This window comes from Streptomyces sp. NPDC028907 (assembly GCF_055564995.1).
On sequence record NZ_JBVHVE010000007.1, the window covers coordinates 209,740 to 230,773 of the forward strand.

Here is a 21,034-nt window from a genome sequence, read left to right on the forward strand (position 1 = left end):
CAAGATCGACCGATTACGAGGCTCTCACCGTGCGCCGACGCTCACTTCTCATCGCCGTACCCGCAGGAATGGTCACGCTCGCCGCATGCGGCGATGACAAGGACGACAAGGCGAGTGACAGTGCGTCGCCCTCGACTCCGGCGACGTCGGCGGTTCCGTCGCCGAAGATCGTGGACGGTCCGTTGCCGGCGATCACCGCGGGTGCGAAGTTCGGGCAGAAGCCGACGGTCGCCAAGGGCAGTGGTGATCCGTCGAAGGACCTTGCGGTGAAGACGGTCATCGCGGGCAACGGCAAGACGGTGGCGGAGAACGACTTCGTCGTGGCGAACTATCTCGGGCAGATCTGGGCCACCGGGAAGTCCTTCGACAATTCCTACGACAGCAAGAAGCCGCTGCTCATCCAGCTCGCCGAGGGCAGTGTCATCGCCGGCTGGCGGTACGGTCTGGTGGGGCGCAAGGCGGGCAGCCGCGTTCAGATGGCGATCCCTCCGACCTGGGGTTACGGCCCGCAGGGCAACGCGGACGCGGGGATCAAGGGCACCGACACGCTGGTCTTCGTCATCGATGTCCAGGAGGCGTTCAACGCCAAGAGTTCGGCGAAGGGCGAGGTCGTCGCCCAGGACGACGTCGATCTGCCGAAGGTCGGCACGAACACCGACGGCAAGCCGCCGTCCCTGACCGTTCCCAAGACGGACGCGCCGAAGAAGCTGGTGACGGCCTATGTCCTGGAGGGCGACGGTGCCGAGGTGAAGGCGGAGCAGGCCGTCCTGTGCCAGTTCAAGGGCGTGGTCTGGGACAGCGGCAAGGAGTTCGAGTCGAGCTACCGGCAGGGGCAGCTGAGCCAGTTCGCGCTGCCCCAGATGCAGCAGGTCGTGAAGGGCCTGGCGCAGGGTTTGGCCGGGAAGAAGGTGGGCAGCCGGGTGCTGGTCGTCGTACCTCCGGACCTGGCCTACGGGGACACCCCGCCGAGTGGCGGTGTCATCAAGAAGGGCTCCACGCTGGTCTTCTCGGTCGACATCCTGGCGGCGATGTAGCCCGGCCCGGATGTAAGACTGTGCTGTTGCCTTTCCATCACGAGCAGGAGCGTAAGACGTGAGCATCGACAAGCCCGAGATCGACTTCCCGGGCGGCGAGCCCCCGGCGGACCTCGAGATCAAGGACATCTGGGAGGGCGACGGCGCGGTTGCGCAGGCGGGCCAGACCGTCACCGTGCACTACGTGGGTGTCGCCTTCAGCACGGGCGAGGAGTTCGACGCCAGCTGGAACCGCGGCACGCCGTTCCGTTTCCCGCTGGGTGGCGGCCGTGTCATCAAGGGCTGGGACCAGGGCGTGCAGGGCATGAAGGTCGGCGGCCGCCGTCAGCTGACCATCCCGGCCCACCTCGCCTACGGCAACCAGAGCCCGACTCCGGCGATCAAGCCCGGTGAGACCCTGATCTTCGTGGTCGACCTGCTCGGCGTCTGATCGTCGTCTGGCCGTCGTGTCCGACGGTCGCTTCCGATCGGCTGACGGTGATCGGCGTACGACCGGACCGGACTACCTGGGGCCCATGCCTGTCCGGGCATGGGCCCTCGGCTTTGCCAGGCCACCGCGGAGCGGTACGGTCATCGTCCGTAAGCACCATAGGGAAGGCGAAGGGCGTCGATGGCCATTGCCAAGGCCGAGCGGCTCATGAACCTGGCGCTGTGTCTGCTCGGGACGCGGCGGCCGCTGAGCAAGCGCGAGCTGCGTGAGTCCATCGAGGCCTACCTGGAAGCCGGCTCCGACGACTCCTTCAACCGGATGTTCGAGCGCGACAAGGACGATCTGCGCGAGCTCGGCCTGGTCATCGAGACGGTGGAGAACCTGGACGGCGAGGTCGGCTATCTGGCCCGCCGGGACAGCAACCGGCTGCCGCCCATCACGCTGGACGCGGAGGAGGCCGCCGCGCTGGGGCTGGCCGCGAAGGTGTGGCAGCAGGTCCGGCTCGCGGGCGCGGCCAGCGGCGCCCTGCAGAAGCTGCGCGCTGCCGGGCTGCCCGAGGACGTCGACCCGTACGAGGCGCACGGCGCGCTGGAGCCCCGGATCCCGGTGCACGAGGCCGCGTTCGAGCCGCTGATGCTGGCCTGCCGCGACCGTCGTCCCGTCGTCTTCGACTACCGCAAGGCCACCGCCGCCCGCCCCGAACCCCGGCATGTCGAGCCGTGGGCGCTGGAGTGCTGGCGCGGCCACTGGTATCTGGCCGGCTGGGACCGCGACCGCGGTGCGGAGCGGGTGTTCCGGCTGTCCCGGATCACGGGCAAGGTGCGTTCGCGGGGCGCCCGGTTCACCGCGCCCGTCCCCGATGTCGTCACCGTGCGGGAGACCGTGGCGAGCTGGGCGGGGGAGACCGCCGACCGCTCCGCGCTGATCCGGCTGCGAGCGGACGCCGGGTACCCCCTTCGGGCGAAGGCCACGGCGGTGCGGGAACTCGGGGACGGCTGGGACGAGTTGGAGATTCCGTACGGCCACGGGCTGGACGCGTGGCTGGTGGAGTTCGGGCCGGATGTGGTGGTCCTGGAGCCCGCGGAGCTGCGGGCCGACGTGGTGGACCGGCTGCGTGCCGTGGCCAAGGGCTGAGGGGGAGCGGAGCGACACAGTGGCAGGCAAACCGGTTCGGCCCATCAACGCCATCGACCAGACCCGGCGGATGCTCTCCCTGGTGACGTATCTGAGGGAGCGCCCCGGCGCCCGCGTCGAGGACGTGGCGCGCGCCTTCGGCATCTCCGAGGACGAACTGGTCTCCGACCTCGATGTGCTGCCCATGTGCGGCACCAGCTTCCGCGGCGGCGACCTGCTCGACATCGACACCGACGGCGAGCGCATCTGGTGGCACAACCCCGACGACGTCGCCGAGCCGCTGCGGCTCGCCGCCGACGAGGCCACCGCGCTGCTGGTGGCCGCCCGGGCCGTCTCCACGCTTCCCGGTCTGCGCGAGAGCGACCGGCAGGCGCTGCTGCGGGCGACCGCCAAGGTGGAGGCCGCGGCCGGGGAAGCGGCCGGCGCCAGCTCCCGGCTGTCGGTGACCTTCGAATCCGAGGGCGGTGTCTTCGCCGACGTCGACCGGGCGATCTCCGAACGGCGCCGGTTGTGGATCCGCTACTACTCGCCCGCGCGTGACGAGGTCACCGAGCGCGAGATCGACCCGATCCGCCTGGTCAGCGTCGGCCACACCTACGTCGAGGCCTGGTGCCGGCGTTCCGAAGCGCGCCGCACCTTCCGGCTCGACCGGGTCGCCGAGATCAAGATCCTCGACGAGCCGTCCGCGGCGCCCGAGGTCGAGCTGCGGGACCTGTCGGAGGGCCTGGTGCAGCCCGCCGCGGAGGATCCCGAGGTCGTCGTCGAGGTCGGGCCGGGCGGCCGCTGGGTCGCCGAGTACTACCCCCACGACAGCGCCGATGAGCTGGCGGACGGCGGGCTGCGTATCACTCTGCGCACCCCCGACCCCGCGTCGCTGCGGCGCCTGGCGCTCCGGCTCGGGCGTGACGGCCGTATCGTCTCGCCGCCCGAGCTGGCCGACAGTGCCCGGCAGGCGGCCCGCGAGGCGCTGGCGGCGTACGACGGGGTCGAGGCGCAAGGCGCTCACGGGGCGCACTCGATGCCGGACGGGCAGTAGCACAGGCCCGGTGGGACAGGCAGCTCGGCAGGCAGTGGGACAAGCGGTGCGACAGGCGGGAGCAGGACTTTGAGCGAGTCGGCGACGTCCGGGGTGCGGGAGATGACGGTGGCGTCCGCGTTCGCCGGGATGAGAAGCGTTGCCCCGGTGGTGTTCAGGGCGGGCTGCCCGGACTGCCGGGGCAGTTTCGAGCTCACCGCGAGCGCCCTTCGACTCGCCATCGGCGCGACCAGCCGTACGACGTTCTACTCCTTCACCTGCCCCGAATGCGGCGCGTCCGTCCGCAAGCCGGCGGGGGAGCGGATCGTGGAGCTGCTGACGGGCGGCGGGGTCAGCACTCTGCGGCTGCACTCCACGCTGTAGGACGGTGCCGCCCAGGGGTGGTCTAGGCTCGGCGTCATGTTCTGGCCGATGTTCGCGGTAGCTGTGGGTTTTCTGGGTCTCGTGGTGCTCGGTGTGCTCGCCGTGCGGGTCTTCCTGGAGGCACAGCGCCTCGGTCGGCAGGTCACGGACTCCGCGCGACGCATCAGCCGGGCCGCGGAGGACCTGGAACGGGCGACCGTTAGCGCGGCTAAGGCTGTGGACTCGCTGTAGTGCGCTCAAGGATTCGGTGTGAGACCTGAGTCGCGTGCGTTTTGGGCCACTTCGCCCTGTCAACTTGCCGCCTCCGCCAGGTACGCTGCGGATTGCGGCCCGAGAGCGAGGCGCGGGCCCGCGGACTGGGAGTATGCACAGGGATTGTCCCACGTTCACCCCTGAGCGTTACGATCCCTGGCAGCACGGTGGTCGGATGAATGTCCGACCTGCCGGGTAATCGGACCATGTCGCCTCGGTGAAGAAGGTATACAGCTATGGGTAGGCTCGGCCCCACCGAGATCATTCTGATCCTCGTAGTCATCATCCTGCTGTTCGGCGCCAAGAAGCTCCCGGACATGGCCCGTTCCCTCGGCAAGTCGGCTCGCATCCTCAAGAGCGAGGCCAAGGCGATGAAGGACGAGGACAAGTCCGCCGCCCCGGCCGACCCGCCGAACAACAACAGCGACCAGCAGCCCCCCGCCCAGCGCATCATCCAGGCCGCCCCCGGCGACGCGACGAACGCGCGCCCGGTCAACGAGCCGACGGACACCACGAAGCGCTGACGCAGGGCCGGTGACCTCCGGCCCGCCGCACGAGATGGGAACGTGGGTTGCTGAAGTCTGCCCGCAACAAGGAGAAGGATCCCGAGGGGCGGATGCCCCTCGTGGAACACCTTCGTGAGCTCCGCAACCGGCTCGCGAAGGGCATGCTGGCGATCACGGTCGTCACCATCGTGGCCGCCTTCTACAACGCGGAACTCATGAAGTTCCTCTCCGATCCGGTCCCTCGCTGTACCACGGGACTGGGCGAGACCACGGGCGGTGCCTGCGCGGTCGTCGCGTACACCGACCTGCTTTCACCCTTCACGACCACGGTGAAGGTGAGCCTCATGGCGGGCATCGTCCTGTCCAGCCCTTTCTGGCTCTATCAGCTGTGGGCGTTCGTCGCCCCAGGACTGCACAAGAGCGAGCGCAAGTACACGTACTACTTCGTGGCGGCCGCGGTGCCGCTGTTCTTCGGGGGCGCCTGGCTCGCCTACACGATCATGCCGATCAGCATGCGTGTCCTGCTGGGCATCACGCCCGACGGGTCGGCGAACATCCTGCCGATGGACAAGATCCTCGACTTCAGCGTCCGGATGGTTCTTGTCTTCGGTGCGGCCTTCGAGCTTCCCCTGCTCCTGGTCATGCTGAACCTGACGGGCATGGTGACGGGACGCCGAATGCTCGGCTGGTGGCGCGGCGTCGTCATGGGTGTCTTCGTCTTCGGTGCCGTGGCGACCCCCACCACCGACCCCATCGGCATGATGGCCCTCGCCGGGCCGATCGTCATCCTGTACTTCATGGCGGTGGGCTTCTCCATCCTGAACGACCGACGGCGCCGCCGTAACGACCCCGACGCCGAGCTGGACGACGACGAGGCCTCCGACCTCGATCTGACCCCCGAGAGCATCGACGAGGTCGAGACCGTCTCCGCGAGCCGGGCGCTGCCGGAGCAGGCAGGGCGGGAGCGGGTCAACGGTTATGACGACATCACGTAGTCGGTGCCTCGCCGTGCACAAATGCCCCGTCTTGAGGGACTGCGGCACGTGATCTTGCTTCACTGAGCGACGGCAAGAGCGGGGTGAGCGCCTGTTACAGGAACTCACCCCGCTGCTCGGGTAGGTCATAGTCGTGAGTCGGTCAGAATTGCTCGGACCGAGGACTACTGGCCTTCTGTTCTCTCAGTGATCAGTCACCCGTGCCGGGCGGGCACTGCGAGACTTCCTTGAAGCTGTCCGACTTGGGCTTATAGGCGTACTTGTGATGCTCCTGGGAGTTGCCAGCGACCCAAATACATGCGATCGCGTCCCCCGTGCCTTTGAAGCTCAGGCCTCGGCTGCGATTGCACGTGTTGCTGGCGTAGACCGTCCAGGAGATGGTGCCATCTCCCCACGACCAGTTAAAGCAGGCCGTGCTTCCGCGGTGCACTGCCCGCGTGGAAACATCTGCGGCCGAGGCCGATCCGGTACCAACCATGCCCAGGAGCACTGCCGTCGTGGCTGTGAGTACAGAGGCACGTCTCGCGAGACTCAAGTCTCCCCCAGTTGTTTGTTGTCTGACCGCGGCGGTCAGTCGCGGGCTCAAAACCGTGGTGGTGTGACGCACGGGTTGGTTCGGCGTAGACGGTCCGAACCGGAAGGAAACGTTAGTTCGAATGTGAAGCCCGGGCAAGATCGATTTCCGGACGCTTGGCGTCGTGGTCGTGGTGGGAGTCCGATCCGGATAATGATCGTCCTGTTGTCAGTGGCGCCCGGTACGCTCGAAAGCACGATGACAGAGGACCTCTCACCGGCCGAGCGGTACGCGGCAGCACGCAGGCGCGCTGTCGAGCAGGCCACCGCCCTCGCCTCCTTCCGCGAGATGTACGACTTCGGCCTCGACCCCTTCCAGATCGAGGCCTGCCAGGCGCTCGAGGCGGGCAAGGGTGTACTGGTGGCCGCGCCCACCGGCTCCGGCAAGACGATCGTCGGCGAGTTCGCCGTCCACCTCGCCCTGATGCAGGGCAAGAAGTGCTTCTACACGACACCCATCAAGGCGCTGTCGAACCAGAAGTACACCGACCTGTGCCGCCGTTACGGCGACGGCATGGTCGGTCTGCTCACCGGCGACAACAGCATCAACTCCGACGCCCCGGTGGTCGTGATGACGACCGAGGTGCTGCGGAACATGCTGTACGCCGGGTCGCAGACCCTCCTCGGCCTCGGCTATGTGGTCATGGACGAGGTGCACTACCTCTCCGACCGCTTCCGCGGCGCCGTATGGGAAGAGGTGATCATCCACCTCCCCGAGTCGGTCACGCTCGTCTCACTGTCGGCGACCGTGTCGAACGCCGAGGAGTTCGGCGACTGGCTCGACACCGTCCGCGGCGACACCGAGGTGATCGTCTCCGAGCACCGGCCCGTACCGCTGTTCCAGCACGTGCTCGCCGGACGTCGGATGTACGACCTGTTCGAGGAGGGCGAGGGCAGCAAGAAGGCGGTCAACCCCGACCTCATGCGGCTGGCCCGGATGGAGGCCACCCGACCGTCGTACCAGGACCGCAGACGCGGCCGGAACATGCGCGAGGCCGACCGGGAGCGGGAGCGCAGACAGCGCTCCCGGGTGTGGACGCCGGGGCGCCCCGAGGTCATCGAACGCCTCGATGCCGAGGGGCTGCTGCCCGCCATCACCTTCATCTTCAGCCGCGCCGCGTGCGAGGCCGCCGTACAGCAGTGTCTGTACGCCGGGCTCAGGCTGAACGACGACGAGGCGCGGGAGAAGGTGCGTGCCCTCGTCGAGGAGCGCACCGCCGCCATCCCGTCCGAGGACCTCCATGTCCTCGGCTACTACGAATGGCTGGAGGGCCTGGAGCGCGGCATAGCCGCCCACCACGCGGGCATGCTCCCGACCTTCAAGGAGGTCGTCGAGGAGCTGTTCGTCCGCGGCCTGGTGAAGGCCGTGTTCGCCACCGAGACGCTGGCGCTGGGCATCAACATGCCGGCCCGGTCGGTGGTGTTGGAGAAGCTCGTCAAGTGGAACGGCGAGCAGCACGCCGACATCACACCCGGCGAGTACACACAGCTGACCGGTCGCGCGGGCCGCCGCGGCATCGATGTCGAGGGCCACGCCGTGGTGCTGTGGCAGCGCGGCTCCAGCCCCGAGCACCTCGCCGGGCTGGCCGGCACGCGCACGTACCCGCTGAAGTCCAGCTTCAAGCCGTCGTACAACATGGCGGTCAACCTGGTCGAGCAGTTCGGCCGGCACCGCTCGCGCGAACTGCTGGAGACGTCCTTCGCGCAGTTCCAGGCCGACAAGTCGGTCGTCGGGATCTCCCGGCAGGTGCAGCGCAACGAGGAGGGGCTGGAGGGCTACAAGGAGTCCATGACCTGCCACCTCGGCGACTTCGAGGAGTACGCGCGACTGCGCCGCGAACTCAAGGACCGCGAGACGGAGTTGGCCCGCGAGGGCGCGACGCAGCGGCGCGCGGAGGCCGCCGTCGCGCTGGAGAAGCTCAAGCCTGGCGATGTCATCCACGTGCCCACGGGCAAGTACGCCGGTCTCGCGCTCGTGCTGGACCCCGGGCTGCCCGCCGGACGGTCCAACGGCCACCGCGGCTTCGAGCACCACGACGGACCGCGCCCGCTGGTCCTGACCGCCGAACGGCAGGTCAAGCGGCTGGCGTCCATGGACTTCCCGGTGCCCGTCGAGGCGTTGGAGCGGATGCGGATCCCCAAGTCCTTCAACCCGCGCTCCCCGCAGTCCCGTCGGGACCTCGCCTCCGCGCTGCGCACCAAGGCGGGGCACATCGCGCCGGAGCGGCACCGCAAGCGGCGCTCCCAGGCGGCGGACGACCGGGAGATCGCCCGCCTGCGCAAGGACATCCGCGCCCACCCCTGCCACGGCTGCAACGACCGCGAGGACCACGCCCGTTGGGCCGAGCGCTACCACCGGCTGCTGCGGGACACCTCGCAGCTGGAACGCCGTATCGAAGGCCGTACGAACACGATCGCCCGTACGTTTGACCGCATCGTGGCGCTGCTGACCGAACTGGACTATCTGCGCGACGACGAGGTCACCGAACACGGCAAGCGGCTCGCCCGGCTGTACGGCGAACTCGACCTGCTGGCCAGCGAGTGCCTGCGGGAGCGGGTGTGGGAGGGCCTCGGACCGGCCGAACTGGCCGCCTGCGTCTCGGCGTTGGTGTACGAGGCGCGGGTCGGGGACGACGCGATGGCGCCGAAGCTGCCTTCGGGCAAGGCCAAGGCCGCGCTCGGTGAGATGGTGCGGATCTGGGGGCGGCTCGACGCCCTGGAGGAGGACTTCCGGATCACGCAGACCGAAGGGGTCGGGCAGCGTGAACCGGATCTCGGGTTCGCCTGGGCCGCGTACATGTGGGCCAGCGGTTCGGGGTTGGATGAGGTGCTGCGTGAGGCGGAGATGCCGGCCGGGGACTTCGTGCGGTGGTGCAAGCAGGTGATTGATGTGCTGGGGCAGATCGCGGCGGCTTCTCCTGCGGACGGCTCTACTGTGGCCAAGAGTGCGCGTAAGGCTGTGGATGGGCTGTTGCGGGGGGTTGTCGCCTATTCGTCGGTCGGGTGAGGGGGCCTCGGCGGGTGCGGGGGCGTCGTGGCTGGTCGCGCCCACGCGGCGGAGCCGCAAATTGATACAGCCCCGCGCCCCTGGGTAGCCGCCCCCACCGTCTCTCAAGTGGTGAGGATGACGAGCTGCTGGGTCGCCCTTGTCATCGCCACGTAGCGGTCCACTGCCCCCTGGATGCCCTCGCCGAAGGTCTGTGGATCCACAAGGATCACCAGGTCGAACTCCAGGCCCTTCGAGAGTTCTGGAGACAGGGACTGGACCCGGTCCGTCGAGCGGAATGTGGGGTCGCCGATCACGCAGGCGATCCCCTCGGTGTGCTCGGCGAGCCAGGTGCGGATGATCGCGTCGAGGTCGGTAGTGGGTCCATGGACGACCGGGACGCCGGTGCCGCGGATGGACGTCGGTACGTTCGCGTCCGGGAGTGCGGTGCGGATGACCGGCTCGGCCGCCTTCATGATCTCTTCCGGGGTGCGGTAGTTGATGCTCAGGGACGTCAGGTCGATGCGGTCGAAGCCGACACGTTCGAGGCGTTCCCGCCAGGACTCCGTGAAGCCGTGCCTGGCCTGGGCGCGGTCGCCGACGATGGTGAAGCTTCGGGACGGGCAGCGCAGCAGCAGCATCTGCCACTCCGCGTCGGTCAGTTCCTGGGCCTCGTCGACGACGATGTGCGCGAAGGGGCCGGCGAGCAGGTCCGGGTCGGCGGTGGGCAGGGCCGAGTCGTCGACCAGGGAGTTCCGCATGTCCTGGCCGTGCAGCATGATCAGGACGCCTTCGCCGTCGTCGTAGGTGTGGGCTTCGAGGAGGTCGTCGACGACCCTGCCCATGCGCTCGCGTTCGACGGCGACGGTGGCCTCGTGGCGGCGTTTGCGTCGTGACGCCTCGGGGTCACCGAGCCGCTGTCGTGCCGCGTCCAGCAGGGGCAGGTCGGACACCGTCCAGGCCTGGGCGTCCGCGCGCTGGAGGCGCTGGACGTCCTCGCGGCTGAGCCACGGCGCGCACATCCGCAGGTATGCGGGTACCGACCACAGGTCGCCGACCAGGTCCGCCGCTTCGAGCAGCGGCCAGGCGCGGTTGAAGGCCGCCAAGAGCTCCCTGTTCTGTGTCAGTGACCTGCGTAGCAGGTCGGGTGAGACGTCGCCGTCCTGTGTCGAGGCGTCGCCTTCGTGCTTGTCCGCCAGGATCGTCAGCAGTTCCTCCCAGACCTGGTCGCGCGCCTCGTTGTGCGGAGTGCCGGGTTCCGCCGCCTCGAATGCTACGGCCCAGTCGTCGGCGCTCAGCCAGACATCCGACCAGTGGGTCGTGACCGTCATGCCTTTGGCGGGCGGCTCCTCGTAGAACCGGACCGCCTTCTCGATCGCCTTCACCAGATCCGCGGACGACTTCAGACGGGCCACCTCCGGATCGGCCTCGGCGGTCGCCGTGGCGCCCTCGGCGACGAGATCGCGCAGGATGCAGGTCTGTACGCCCTCCTCGCCGAGGCTGGGCAGGACATCGGAGACGTAGGCCAGGTACGGGCGGTGCGGACCCACGAAGAGCACGCCGCCCCGGCGGTGACCGAGGCGGGGGTCGGCGTGCAGGAGGTAGGCGGAGCGGTGCAGGGCGACGACGGTCTTGCCGGTGCCCGGGCCACCGTCGACGACGAGGGCGCCCCGGGAGCCCGCGCGGATGATGGCGTCCTGGTCGGCCTGGATCGTGCCGAGCACATCCCGCATCCGGGATGACCGGTCGCTGCCCAGGCTGGCGATGAAGGCGGACTGGTCGTCGAGGGCGGCATGGTGCCCGTCCAACCCGTCCCAGGTGAACACCTCGTCCCAGTAGTCGCTGATCCGGCCGTCGGTCCAGCGATGCCGGCGGCGGCCGGCCAGCCCCATCGGGTTGGCGTGGGTGGCACCGAAGAACGGCTCGGCGGCCGGGGAGCGCCAGTCGAGCAGCAGGCGGCGGCCGGTGCTGTCCGTCAGGCCGAGGCGTCCGATGTACACGGGCTCGGCGTCGTCCGCGCCGACCATGTGCCCCAGGCACAGGTCCAGGCCGAAGCGGCGCAGGGTGCGCAGGCGCGCGGTCAGCCGGTGGACCTCGATGTCCCGGTCCATGGCCTGCTGCCCTTTGCCGCCGGGTGCCCTGCGTGCGGCGTCGAGGCGGTCGGTGAGCTCGGCGATCGACTGCTCGAGGCACTCCGCGATGGCCGCGAAGTGCTGTTCGTCACCGGCGATCAGGGTCGGGTCGGCCTTGAGGGAGAGGCGGTCGGGGAGGTCGAACGCGCTGGTGGTCAGGGGTTTCAAGGCATCAGCTCCGAATGCGGGACGGTCGATTGCGGTGTTGCGGTGTTGCGGTGTTGCGGTGTCGCGGGTGTCGCGGTGCGGCCTGTTCTCGGACGGCCGCCCCCTACGGCTGCTCGGGCGGGGCTGTCCTCAGAAGGCCCCGTCGAGCAGCAGCTTCGCGGCCACGTCCGTCCCGTCGGTGTGGATCGTCGCCCCCACGGCGGTCGCTCGCGCGCGGGTCTCGGGCGTGAGCGCCGTTTCGAGCGCTGCGGACAGGGACTCCAAGGTGGGCGTCGGGCCGTCGTGCGCCGCGCCGATACCGAGGTCGGCGACCCGGCCGGCCCAGTACGGCTGGTCCGCCAGCTGGGGCACGACGACCTGGGGCGTGCCGGCCCGGGCCGCCGTGGTCGTCGTCCCCGCGCCACCGTGGTGCACGACGGCGGCCACCCGGGCGAACAACGCCTGGTGGTTGGCCTCGCCCACGGCGTAGCAGTCGTCCTGGTCGTCGATCAGGGCGAGGTCGGCCCAGCCCCGGGAGACGAGGACGCGGCGGCCCTGGGCGCGTACCGCGTCGACGGCCACCTGGGCCGCGTCCGGGGAGGCGTGCAGGGGCATGCTGCCGAAGCCGACGTACACCGGCGGAGTGCCGGCGTCCAGAAAGGTCTCCAGTTCCGCCGGCAGCGGGCGGACGTCGGGTGCGATCCAGGCGCCGGTCTGGACGGGGTCGAGGCCGGGCATTTCGTGCAGCGGGTCCAGGACCGGGTCCGTCGCCACCCACGGCCGATCGCCGATGACGTGGTCGCGGACGTTCTCCACCGGCGGCAGGCCGATCGACGCCCGGTTGGTGTTGAGCGCCTCACCGAACAGCGCGTCGATGCTCTGGGCGTCCAGCTCCCACAGCGCGCGGTTGTCGGTCACCTCCGGGGGGAACGGGCGGCCGCGATAGGCGAGCGGTCGGCGATGCGGCGACGGCAGCGTGAGCTGCTGGAAGGTCACGGACACGGAGGGGATGCCCAGTCTCTCGGCCACCGAGCGGGCACCGGCCGCGGCCGGCATCATGCCGGTCGCCACCAGCACATCGCATCCCTCGGCCGCCGCGGGCATCAACTCGAACTGGCCGGCGATCACCTCGGCCGCACGCCGGGGCATCGACGGCGGCGCCACCGCCTTCGTCAGCGCACGCGCCGACGGGCCGACCGGCACCAGCGGCACGTCGACATCTGCCAGCCGTCGCGCGAAGTCCTCGTCCGGCGGGGCGCACACCCGCACCTCGGCACCGAGCTCCCGCAATCGCACCGCGAGCCCGACCATCGGCTCGACATCCCCCCGCGACCCATAGGTCGACAACAGCACACGCACTTCGCGACTCCCCGTTTCCGCTGGTCTTTGGCCTAGGCCGGAGATTCTGCGGTACGACGGGGGCCTTGCCGCAAGCCCCCCGGTGCGCTATAAGTTGAGAGTGGCAAGGAGTCGGAGACCTCCTTGCCTTTCTTTTTTGCCGCCCCGGGCAGGCATTCGCGGCAGGTGACCGCGGCAGGCATCGGCCGGAATACGATCTTCACCCGTCACGGTGAGTAGTCTTCGCACGCTCGTACGCCATGACACAGCGTGTGCGAATGTAATCCGAGCGTATAAATGGGGCCGAGCGTACTACCGCCGCGCACCCCGTTTCAGGTGCTTGCTGAATATGACTCAGCGATGATCCGGTCGGACTAAGCTCGCCCGCAGCGCACCGAGTTGAGGTGTAATCGTGCGCTTGTTCCCCAATCATGCAGAAGATTCCGGCATACCCATGACATTCCCCCATGCAAGCTCCCCCTACACCCACCCGATTCGTTTCAGAGGGCCCACATGGTGAGCGTTCAATCCCCGCCCAGTCGCCGTGAACTCCCGTACGCGCGCGTGCTGTTGCTGCCGGCCATAGCGATGGCCGCGGCGACCGGAGCCGCCGTCGCCGTGGTGACGGAGCCGGCCCGGACGGCCGTCGGCGTATGCGGTGCCGTGGCCATGCTGCTGGTGCTGGTGTCCGCGGCCGAAGTCGTGCGCCGCGGCCGCGCCCTGCGGGATCTGCGGGCCGAGCACGCCCGTCACACCGCGTATCTGGAAGGGCGCGTCGCCGCCCACGACGAGGCGATGGTCCGCCTCGCCACGGAGATCACGCCCGCCGCCATCAACCGGCTCCAGCGCGGCGCTTCCACCTATGAGGTGATGCGCGACCTCGCCAAGCTCGACCCGTCCTACGCCCATCTCTCCCGGGCGGAACTGTCGTTGGTGCAGTCGATGCTCGACATCGTCGACCACCAGGAAGCACTCCGCGACTCCGCCCAGCGCTCGTTCGTCAACATCGCTCGCCGCGTCCAGTCGATCGTGCACCAACAGGCCGTGGAACTCCGGGAGATGGAGGAGGACCACGGACGTAACCCCGAGGTCTTCGACGACCTGCTGCGCATCGACCACGGCACCATGCTGATCGGTCGTCTCGCCGACTCGATCTCCGTGCTCGGCGGCGGCCGGCCGGGCCGTCAGTGGCCCGAACCCGTCCCGCTGTACAGCGTGCTGCGCGGCGCCATGTCCCGGATCCTGGAGTACCGGCGCATCAGCCTGGACTCCATCGCCCAGGTCAACATCGCCGGCATCTCCGTCGAGCCGATCATCCACGCCGCGGCCGAACTCCTCGACAACGCCACCCGCTACTCGCCGCCGCAGACCAAGGTGCACGTCACCGCCACCGAGGTGCAGACCGGCGTCGCCATCGAGATCGAGGACTCCGGCGTCAGCCTCAGCGAGGAGGCCCGCGCCCGGGTCGAGGGCATGCTCGAGCGCGCCAAGCAGGGCACCGACCTCCAGGACATCGGCGAGTCCCCGCGCCTCGGCCTCGCCGTCGTCGGCCGCCTCTGCACGGCCTACAACATGCAGGTCTCGCTGCGCTCCTCCGCGTACGGCGGCGTGCGCGCCATCCTCGTGGTGCCGCGCGACATGATGACCAACGACCCCGCGCCCGGACTCGCCCACGGCATCGGTGCCGGGGCCGCGCCCAAGGCCGACCCCGACGCGCTCGAGGGCCCCAAGCGCGCCCCCAAGAAGCGGCGCCCCACCAGCCCGAAGATCACCGCCGCCATGGCCGCCATGGAGGACGACGTCCCTGTCGTCACCGAATGGACCGCGGGCGGGCTGCCCCAGCGCCGCAGCCGGGTCAAGACGCCGCTCAGCCAGCGCATCGCCGAGCAGGCGGCCATCGAGCAGGCCGAGCGGGAGGGCCGGCCGACCATCTGGTCCAAGCGCAAGCCGGACCCCGAGCCCGAGCCCGCCGAGGACGAGTCCGTCCCCGGTGCCTGGGTCGAGGCGTTCTGGAACGGACTCAAGGACAAGCCCGACCCGCTCACGCTCAAGCCGCGAACCCAACCCGCCCAACCCGCCCAACCGGCCCGCCCCGAGGCCGACGACGAGGGGGACATCAAGTGATCCAGCAGCGCGCCAACTTCGACTGGATGCTCAAGGAGCTCCACGACGGCGTACCGGGCATCGAAATGATCGTCGTGCTCTCCGCCGACGGTCTGCGCATCGCCCGCTACGGCGGCGACCCGGACACCGCCGACCGCGTCGCCGCGGCGTGCGCCGGGCTGCAGAGCCTGGCCAGCGCGGTCGCCACGGAGATCCCGAACAGCGACGGCAAGATGAAGATGGTCCTCATCGAGATCAACGGCGGCTACTTCTATCTGATGGCCGCCGGAGCCAACGCCTACCTCGCCGTGCTCTCCGACACGTTCGCCGAACCCGGCCGGATGAGCAACCGCATGTCCGACCTCGTCGCCCGCATCGGTGCCCATCTCACCAGTCCGCCCAGGCGTAACGGGCAGACCGTATGACTCCTCCGCAACGCCAGCGGCGAACCCCCAAGGAACAACCGCCCTCACCACCCCCCGGGCCCGGGAAGCAGAAGCACCCGGAGCGGCTCTTCGTGGTCGCCGGACCGGACGGTGGCGAGCGCGACGGCGACCTCGACCTCGTCACGTTAATCGTGGCGCGCGCCGACCCCCCGCCCTCCGCCACGCCCGAGCAGTCGGCGCTGCTCCGGCTCTGTTCCACCCCCCTGTCCGTGGCCGAGCTGTCGGCCTACCTCAACCTGCCGTTCAGCATGATGACGGTGCTGCTCACCGACATGCTGACGGCCGGACTGGTGACGGCCCGCAACCCGATCGTGCGCCAGTCCGTCGCCGACCGTTCAATCCTCGAAGCGGTGATGCATGGACTTCAAAGGCTCTGACACCGTCCCCGGCCCCCGGACCGAGGACCAGCTGCCGCACACGGCAGAGGCCGCGGTCAAGATCGTGATCGTGGGCGGCTTCGGTGTCGGCAAGACGACCATGGTCGGTTCGGTCAGCGAGATCAGGCCGCTGACCACCGAAGAGACCATGACGCAGGCGGGCATCGGCGTCGACGACAACTTCGGCTCGGAAACCAAGACGGCCACCACCGTCGCGATGGACTTCGGTCGCATCAGCATCACCGAGCAGCTCGTGCTGTACCTCTTCGGCACCCCCGGCCAGGAGCGCTTCTGGTTCCTGTGGAACGGGCTGTTCGACGGTGCGCTGGGCGCGGTCGTGCTGATCGACACCCGCCGCCTGGAGGTCAGCTTCGACGTCATGGGGCGACTGGAGGAGCGCGGCGTGCCCTTCGTGGTGGCCGTCAACACCTTCCCGGACGCGCCCCGTTACCCCGTCTCCGAACTCCGTACGGCACTCGACCTGCCCGAGGAGATCCCCATCGTCGAGTGCGACGTACGCCGCCGGGCCTCCAGCCGGGACGTCCTGATGACCCTGATGCACTTCCTGCACGCGCTGGCCATGGCGAAGGCCCCCGCCTAGCCGCACACCACCCACACCCCCCACTCACCCTCTGTACACCGGATTCACCTCAGCTTCGGAGCGACCATCGTGACGCCTGAATCCCTCTTCCCCACCGGTACGGACGACCCCACGGCCGCCCCGCCTCCCGGCTGTCCCGCGCACGGCATCGGCCCCGGCGGACTGCGCCGGCTGTACGGCCCCGGCGCGGAGGACCTGGGAGCCGTGTACGAAGAACTCCGCGCCGAGCACGGCCCCGTGGCTCCCGCACTGCTGCACGAGGACGTGCCGGTCTGGGTGGTGCTCGGCCACGCCGAGAATCTGCACATGGTGCGCACTCCTTCGCAGTACTGCCGTGACACTCGGCAGTGGAGCGCCCTGCAGGACGGCACGGTCAAGCCCGACCATCCGCTGATGCCGCATTTCGCCTGGCAGCCCGTCTGCAGTCACGCCGAGGGTGACGAGCATCTGCGGCTGCGTGGTGCGGTCAACGGCGCCGTGTCGACCATCGACCACCGGGGCATCCGCCGCTATATCAACCGTGCCACCCAGCATCTCGTCAACGAGTTCTGTGAGGAGGGCGGCGCCGAGCTGGTCAGTCAGTTCGCCGAGCACCTGCCGATGGTGGTGATGTGCGAGATCCTCGGCATGCCCGAGGAGTACAACGACCGGATCGTGCATGCCGCTCGCGACATGCCCAAGGGCACCGAGACCGCGATCGCCAGCAACGCGTACCTCATGGACGTCCTGATGCGGCTCACCGCCCGCCGCCGGGCCGATCCCAAGGACGACTTCACCAGCCACCTGATCAACCACCCGGCGCGGCTCACCGACGACGAGGTCGGCCAGCACCTGCGTATCATCCTGGTCGCCGCGTACGAGGCCACCGCGAACCTGATCGCCAACGTGCTGCGGGTGGTGCTCACCGACCCGCGGTTCCGTGCCCAGCTCAGCGGCGGTCAGATGACGGTGCCCGAGGCGGTCGAACAGTCCCTGTGGGACGAGCCGCCGTTCAGCACCGTCCTTCCCTACGTCGCCAAGCAGGACACGGAGCTGGGCCACCAGCGCATTCGGAAGAGCGACGCTCTCATCCTCGGCATCGCGCCGGGCAACGTCGATCCGCGCGTCAGGCCCGACCTCAATGCCAACATGCAGGGCAACCGCTCCCACCTGGCCTTCGGCGGCGGCTCCCACGAGTGCCCGGGGCAGGACATCGGCCGTGCCATCGCCGAGGTCGGCGTCGACGCGCTGTTGACCCGCCTGCCCGACGTCCAACTCGCCTGCGAGGAGGACGAGCTGTCTTGGCGGGCGACCATCTCGAACCGGCACCTGGTGGAACTGCCGGTGAAGTTCGCGCCCAAGCCCCAGCAGGACGTCATGGCGCTGCCCGCGCACCCGCTGGCGACGCAGCGTTCCAGCACTTGGTCGATCAGCACACCGCCGGTTTCGGTGGCTCCGGAACCCGTCACTCCACCAGCGGCTCCGCCGCCGGTCCCTGAACCGGCCGCCCGGCCGGGAGTGCTCCGGCGCATCCTACGCTGGTGGCGTGGCGAGTGAGCCGACCGGGCGTCAGGGCTACCCGGCCCACTCGCCGTAGGACGACCAGGCCCGCAGCGCACGCGGGCTGACGAACCGGTGCTCCCGCCCCGTGACCGGATCGGTGAACTCCAGCACCCGCGCCAGCAGTTGCAGCGGACGTCGGAAGTCACCGGCCGGCACGGGGTCGGTCACCACCGGGTAGAGGGGATCGCCGAGGATGGGCACCCCCAGGGCACTCATGTGCACCCTCAGCTGGTGGGTCTGCCCGGTACGAGGTGTCAGGCGGTACCGGGCACGACCGTCCCGGTGTTCCAGCAACTCGACCCGGCTGACTGCGTTGGGCTCACCCTCGACCTCACGGGCCGCAAGGACCCCGCGCTCCTTGACGATCCGGCTGCGCACGATGCGCGGGAGGTCCAGCGCCGGGTCGTGCGGGGCCACCGCCTCGTACTCCTTCGCCACCCGTCTGTCGCGGAACAGGGTCTGGTACGCGCCGCGCTCCTCCGGTCGCACGGTGAACAGCACCAGCCCGGCCGTCAGCCGGTCCAGCCGGTGCGCCGCGCCGAGCGTCGGGACACCCAGCTCCCGCCGCAGGCGCGCCAGGGCCGTTTCGGTGACATGGCTGCCGCGAGGCGTGGTGGCCAGGAAGTGGGGCTTGTCGGCCACGACCACGTGCTCGTCCTGGTAGACGACGTCGACCGCGAACGGCACCCGCGCCTCGTCGGGCAGCTCCCGGTGGAACCACACGTACATTCCTGGCGCGTACGCCATGTCCCGCGGCACCGGATGCCCGGTGGCGTCCACGATCCGCCCCGCGTCGAGCATCCCGTCGATCACCTCGGCACCCGCTGCGAGCCGTGCCACGAGATGATCCCGTACGGTCGCCCACGCGTCTCCGGCCGGCAATCGCACACGCACCGGATCGATCCCGTCGCGCTGCGGCAGTGGGGAGGGCGGGGGTGGTGTACGGCGTCTCATCAGGACCAAGCCTACGAGTCGGCACCGACGGCGAGGGACGAGGCGGGCCGCCGGAACGAGCGCTGCGGCCTTCCTGGGACGGTGCAGCGAGTCCAGGCGTGTGCACCGTCCCATGGGACAGGGTCTTTCCGGTCAGCGGCGCTGGGACGCTAGGGAGACACCGGTGTGAGGTTCGCGGGGTGGAGCTGACCGGTCAGACTCGGGCTCAGGTCGCTTGCGGTGCGTGCGGAGTAGCGGCCGTTGTTGCGGCTCCAGTCGTAGCTGCCGCGAATCCACGTGAACATCGCGGTCTCATAGCGTTGGATCTTCTCGGCCTCCGTGCCGGTGAGCCCGAGCCGGGAGCAGAACAGGGGGGTCCGCCGCGCCTGCTCGAAGAGCTGACTGACTGCCGTCTGGACCAGGGCGACGGCCAGTTTGATGGCTTCCTGCCGGGAGCAGCGGTGTTGCCGCATGAGGCAGTGCACCAGATTGGGGTCGCCTCGCGCGTCGTCGTTCTCCAGGGACATCACCTCGTTGATGAGTTTGACGGCGTCGACAGCTGCTCGGCGCATCGATTCCAGATGGCTGCTGTGCCAGATGATCTGCGGGATCTCGAAGTGCCCCACCCTTTCGGCCAGGTCGAGCGAGGGAATGAGCCCCAGGGTGCGGTGCCCTATCCTCATGCGGGTGGCAAAGTCCTGGGGGGCCCATGTACGACGGTCGATTTCCTCTGTGAGGTTTCCCGACAGGTAGTCCACCCAGTTGTGGGCGGCCCGTCGCTGCCATTCCTCGGACATGCCCCTCTTGGCTCGACGCCAGAGGTCCGCGAAGGCGCTCACCAGAGGCGCGTCGTGGCGTCCGCACCGCGCCGACGGGTGGGTGATGAGTGCGATGAGTTGCTGACACACGTCGACTGCTTCGTCGGCCTGGCGTCCCTCGGGGACATCAAACAGGTCGTCGAACAGGAAGAACCAGCCCATGGTGTCAAAGGCCAGGTCCAGGTCGTTGCCTGCGGCGTCCGGGTAGCTGTAGGCAGCAAGGTCCGCCACCGCCGAGAATGCGTAGCGACGGGCGGCACTATGTCCCAACACCAGTTTCTGTTGGCGCATCCATTCCAGATTGCGTTCCCTCGCGGCTGCCAAACCGGAGTTCAGCCGGGACGGAATGGGTAAATTGATGGTGACGTTCTGGGGCATGGCTCTCTCCCAGTTTCTGCCTCAGCATGCTTATTGGCCCAGGACGTCGGATCGTTGTCGATGCCTGGTGCCTTCGGGTGTCGCTGCCTCGGGGATCTTTGTCCGGAGGCCGATGGAAGTGAGCGGTGACCCCGGCGCGATTAGCCGACGGGCGCAGGGGACGAAGAGAGGCACGCGCACTGGCTGAGGTGCGTGCCCGCCCACGGGTACCGCCCGAGGTGGCTGGGCGGGAGCAGAGCCTTTCATGTTGCCCTCCGGGTGACGGAGTCGACCGAAACCATGAACTACGCGCTGTGCTCCATACGCTGCGACTGCGGCGTGGCTGACTTGTGTACGAAGGGGGCCCGCTGACTGAACCGGTCGAGCGGAGCCTCGTCAACCGCGTGCCGGGACGTGTCGTCGGTCGTGGCGTTCGAGACGACCGCCGAACGGCGCAGATAATCGGTGGTCACCACCGCCACGACCGCGGCGTCGGCGACGCGGTCGTGGATCTCGTCCACCTTCCAGTGCGCCTACCGGTTTAGTCAACTGTCCGAGGCTGGTTACAGCTGAACGCGAGTGACCGTTCCAGGGTGGATCCGTATCGTCGAATGATCGACCTCGGCTGGCTGGTGACCGCAGCGGCGTGTGTCCCGCGGCCGTCTCGTCGGGTCGGCGCCGGGTGCCGCTCACCGCGGGCACGCGTCACGCCCCTGCTCAGCCTGCTCGGCGGGGTGATCCCGTGTCGCGCTGCCGACCGTCGCGGCCATCGGGACACCACCCCCACGGGCCCGGGTGCGACACCCTCATGCCGTCAACTCTCCCTGACAGCCCACCTCTTCGCACCATGCGATGGTTTCCGGCCGCGGGAAAGGGTGTAAATCCCGGCGCGCGGAGCGGACGCCGGGGCCACCGGTCGCGCGGTCTCACG

At 69.2% G+C, this 21,034-nt stretch carries 19 protein-coding genes; 14 read left to right on the forward strand and 5 right to left on the reverse strand.

All coding sequences use genetic code 11. From position 1 onward, the window contains the following. Window positions 1-29 precede the first annotated feature (29 nt). The 9 genes from ACZ4UU_RS23055 to ACZ4UU_RS23095 all read left to right on the forward strand — a co-directional run bounded on the left by ACZ4UU_RS23055 (window position 30) and on the right by ACZ4UU_RS23095 (window position 9,330). Entirely contained in the window at window positions 30-1,034 is a 1,005-nt protein-coding gene (locus ACZ4UU_RS23055; protein WP_471905272.1) for an FKBP-type peptidyl-prolyl cis-trans isomerase, read from the forward strand. A 58-nt stretch (window positions 1,035-1,092) separates the two neighbouring features. Beyond that, window positions 1,093-1,464, forward strand: a complete 372-nt coding sequence (locus ACZ4UU_RS23060) for an FKBP-type peptidyl-prolyl cis-trans isomerase (RefSeq protein WP_030053355.1) — start codon at window positions 1,093-1,095, stop codon at window positions 1,462-1,464. A gap of 180 nt (window positions 1,465-1,644) precedes the next feature. Further along, window positions 1,645-2,598, forward strand: a complete 954-nt coding sequence (locus tag ACZ4UU_RS23065) for a helix-turn-helix transcriptional regulator (protein WP_471905273.1) — start codon at window positions 1,645-1,647, stop codon at window positions 2,596-2,598. A gap of 19 nt (window positions 2,599-2,617) precedes the next feature. Further along, window positions 2,618-3,634: a helix-turn-helix transcriptional regulator gene (locus ACZ4UU_RS23070; protein ID WP_471905274.1), complete on the forward strand. Its 1,017-nt coding sequence runs from the start codon at window positions 2,618-2,620 to the stop codon at window positions 3,632-3,634. A gap of 69 nt (window positions 3,635-3,703) precedes the next feature. Beyond that, window positions 3,704-3,997, forward strand: a complete 294-nt coding sequence (locus ACZ4UU_RS23075) for a hypothetical protein (protein ID WP_471905275.1) — start codon at window positions 3,704-3,706, stop codon at window positions 3,995-3,997. 36 nt (window positions 3,998-4,033) lie between these two features. Then, the gene (locus tag ACZ4UU_RS23080) at window positions 4,034-4,228 is read left to right on the forward strand and encodes a hypothetical protein (protein ID WP_471905276.1); all 195 of its coding nucleotides are present in this window, start codon (window positions 4,034-4,036) and stop codon (window positions 4,226-4,228) included. A gap of 257 nt (window positions 4,229-4,485) precedes the next feature. After that, on the forward strand, window positions 4,486-4,773 hold the full coding sequence (gene tatA / locus ACZ4UU_RS23085; RefSeq protein ID WP_471905277.1) for a Sec-independent protein translocase subunit TatA: 288 nt from the start codon (window positions 4,486-4,488) through the stop codon (window positions 4,771-4,773). Window positions 4,774-4,820: 47 nt separating this feature from the next. Beyond that, window positions 4,821-5,750, forward strand: a complete 930-nt coding sequence (tatC, locus tag ACZ4UU_RS23090; protein ID WP_471905278.1) for a twin-arginine translocase subunit TatC — start codon at window positions 4,821-4,823, stop codon at window positions 5,748-5,750. A 727-nt stretch (window positions 5,751-6,477) separates the two neighbouring features. Beyond that, entirely contained in the window at window positions 6,478-9,330 is a 2,853-nt protein-coding gene (locus ACZ4UU_RS23095; RefSeq protein WP_471905279.1) for a DEAD/DEAH box helicase, read from the forward strand. A 104-nt stretch (window positions 9,331-9,434) separates the two neighbouring features. On the opposite strand, the gene helR is transcribed toward ACZ4UU_RS23095, so the two are convergent. Both helR and ACZ4UU_RS23105 read right to left on the reverse strand, forming a co-directional pair. After that, a complete protein-coding gene (gene helR, locus ACZ4UU_RS23100; protein ID WP_471905280.1) occupies window positions 9,435-11,609 on the reverse strand; it encodes an RNA polymerase recycling motor ATPase HelR in 2,175 nt (724 codons plus the stop codon). A 129-nt stretch (window positions 11,610-11,738) separates the two neighbouring features. Further along, window positions 11,739-12,947, reverse strand: coding sequence for a glycosyltransferase (locus ACZ4UU_RS23105; RefSeq protein ID WP_471905281.1), 1,209 nt, complete (start codon window positions 12,945-12,947; stop codon window positions 11,739-11,741). 492 nt (window positions 12,948-13,439) lie between these two features. Between ACZ4UU_RS23105 and ACZ4UU_RS23110 the strand changes: the two genes are divergently transcribed. The 5 genes from ACZ4UU_RS23110 (at window position 13,440) to ACZ4UU_RS23130 (ending at window position 17,989) form a co-directional block, all read left to right on the forward strand. Then, window positions 13,440-15,050 carry a sensor histidine kinase gene (locus tag ACZ4UU_RS23110; RefSeq protein WP_471905282.1) on the forward strand — a complete coding sequence of 537 codons (1,611 nt, stop codon included), beginning with the start codon at window positions 13,440-13,442 and terminating at the stop codon, window positions 15,048-15,050. Continuing rightward, a complete protein-coding gene (locus tag ACZ4UU_RS23115; protein WP_062722698.1) occupies window positions 15,047-15,454 on the forward strand; it encodes a roadblock/LC7 domain-containing protein in 408 nt (135 codons plus the stop codon). The genes ACZ4UU_RS23110 and ACZ4UU_RS23115 overlap by 4 nt, the downstream gene beginning before the upstream one ends. After that, window positions 15,451-15,852, forward strand: coding sequence for a DUF742 domain-containing protein (locus ACZ4UU_RS23120; protein ID WP_471905283.1), 402 nt, complete (start codon window positions 15,451-15,453; stop codon window positions 15,850-15,852). The genes ACZ4UU_RS23115 and ACZ4UU_RS23120 overlap by 4 nt, the downstream gene beginning before the upstream one ends. Continuing rightward, window positions 15,833-16,453: a GTP-binding protein gene (locus tag ACZ4UU_RS23125; RefSeq protein ID WP_471905284.1), complete on the forward strand. Its 621-nt coding sequence runs from the start codon at window positions 15,833-15,835 to the stop codon at window positions 16,451-16,453. The genes ACZ4UU_RS23120 and ACZ4UU_RS23125 overlap by 20 nt, the downstream gene beginning before the upstream one ends. 69 nt (window positions 16,454-16,522) lie before the next feature. Continuing rightward, a complete protein-coding gene (locus tag ACZ4UU_RS23130) occupies window positions 16,523-17,989 on the forward strand; it encodes a cytochrome P450 (protein ID WP_471905285.1) in 1,467 nt (488 codons plus the stop codon). 18 nt (window positions 17,990-18,007) lie between these two features. Here ACZ4UU_RS23130 and ACZ4UU_RS23135 read toward each other — a convergent pair whose 3' ends face one another. From ACZ4UU_RS23135 to ACZ4UU_RS23145, 3 genes are all read right to left on the reverse strand, one after another. Then, window positions 18,008-18,949 (reverse strand): RluA family pseudouridine synthase, encoded by a 942-nt coding sequence (locus ACZ4UU_RS23135; RefSeq protein ID WP_471905286.1) that lies wholly within the window; start codon window positions 18,947-18,949, stop codon window positions 18,008-18,010. A 149-nt stretch (window positions 18,950-19,098) separates the two neighbouring features. Further along, entirely contained in the window at window positions 19,099-20,124 is a 1,026-nt protein-coding gene (locus ACZ4UU_RS23140; RefSeq protein WP_471905287.1) for a terpene synthase family protein, read from the reverse strand. Window positions 20,125-20,408: 284 nt separating this feature from the next. Further along, on the reverse strand, window positions 20,409-20,624 hold the full coding sequence (locus ACZ4UU_RS23145; RefSeq protein ID WP_471905288.1) for a DUF6192 family protein: 216 nt from the start codon (window positions 20,622-20,624) through the stop codon (window positions 20,409-20,411). Window positions 20,625-21,034 lie beyond the last annotated feature (410 nt).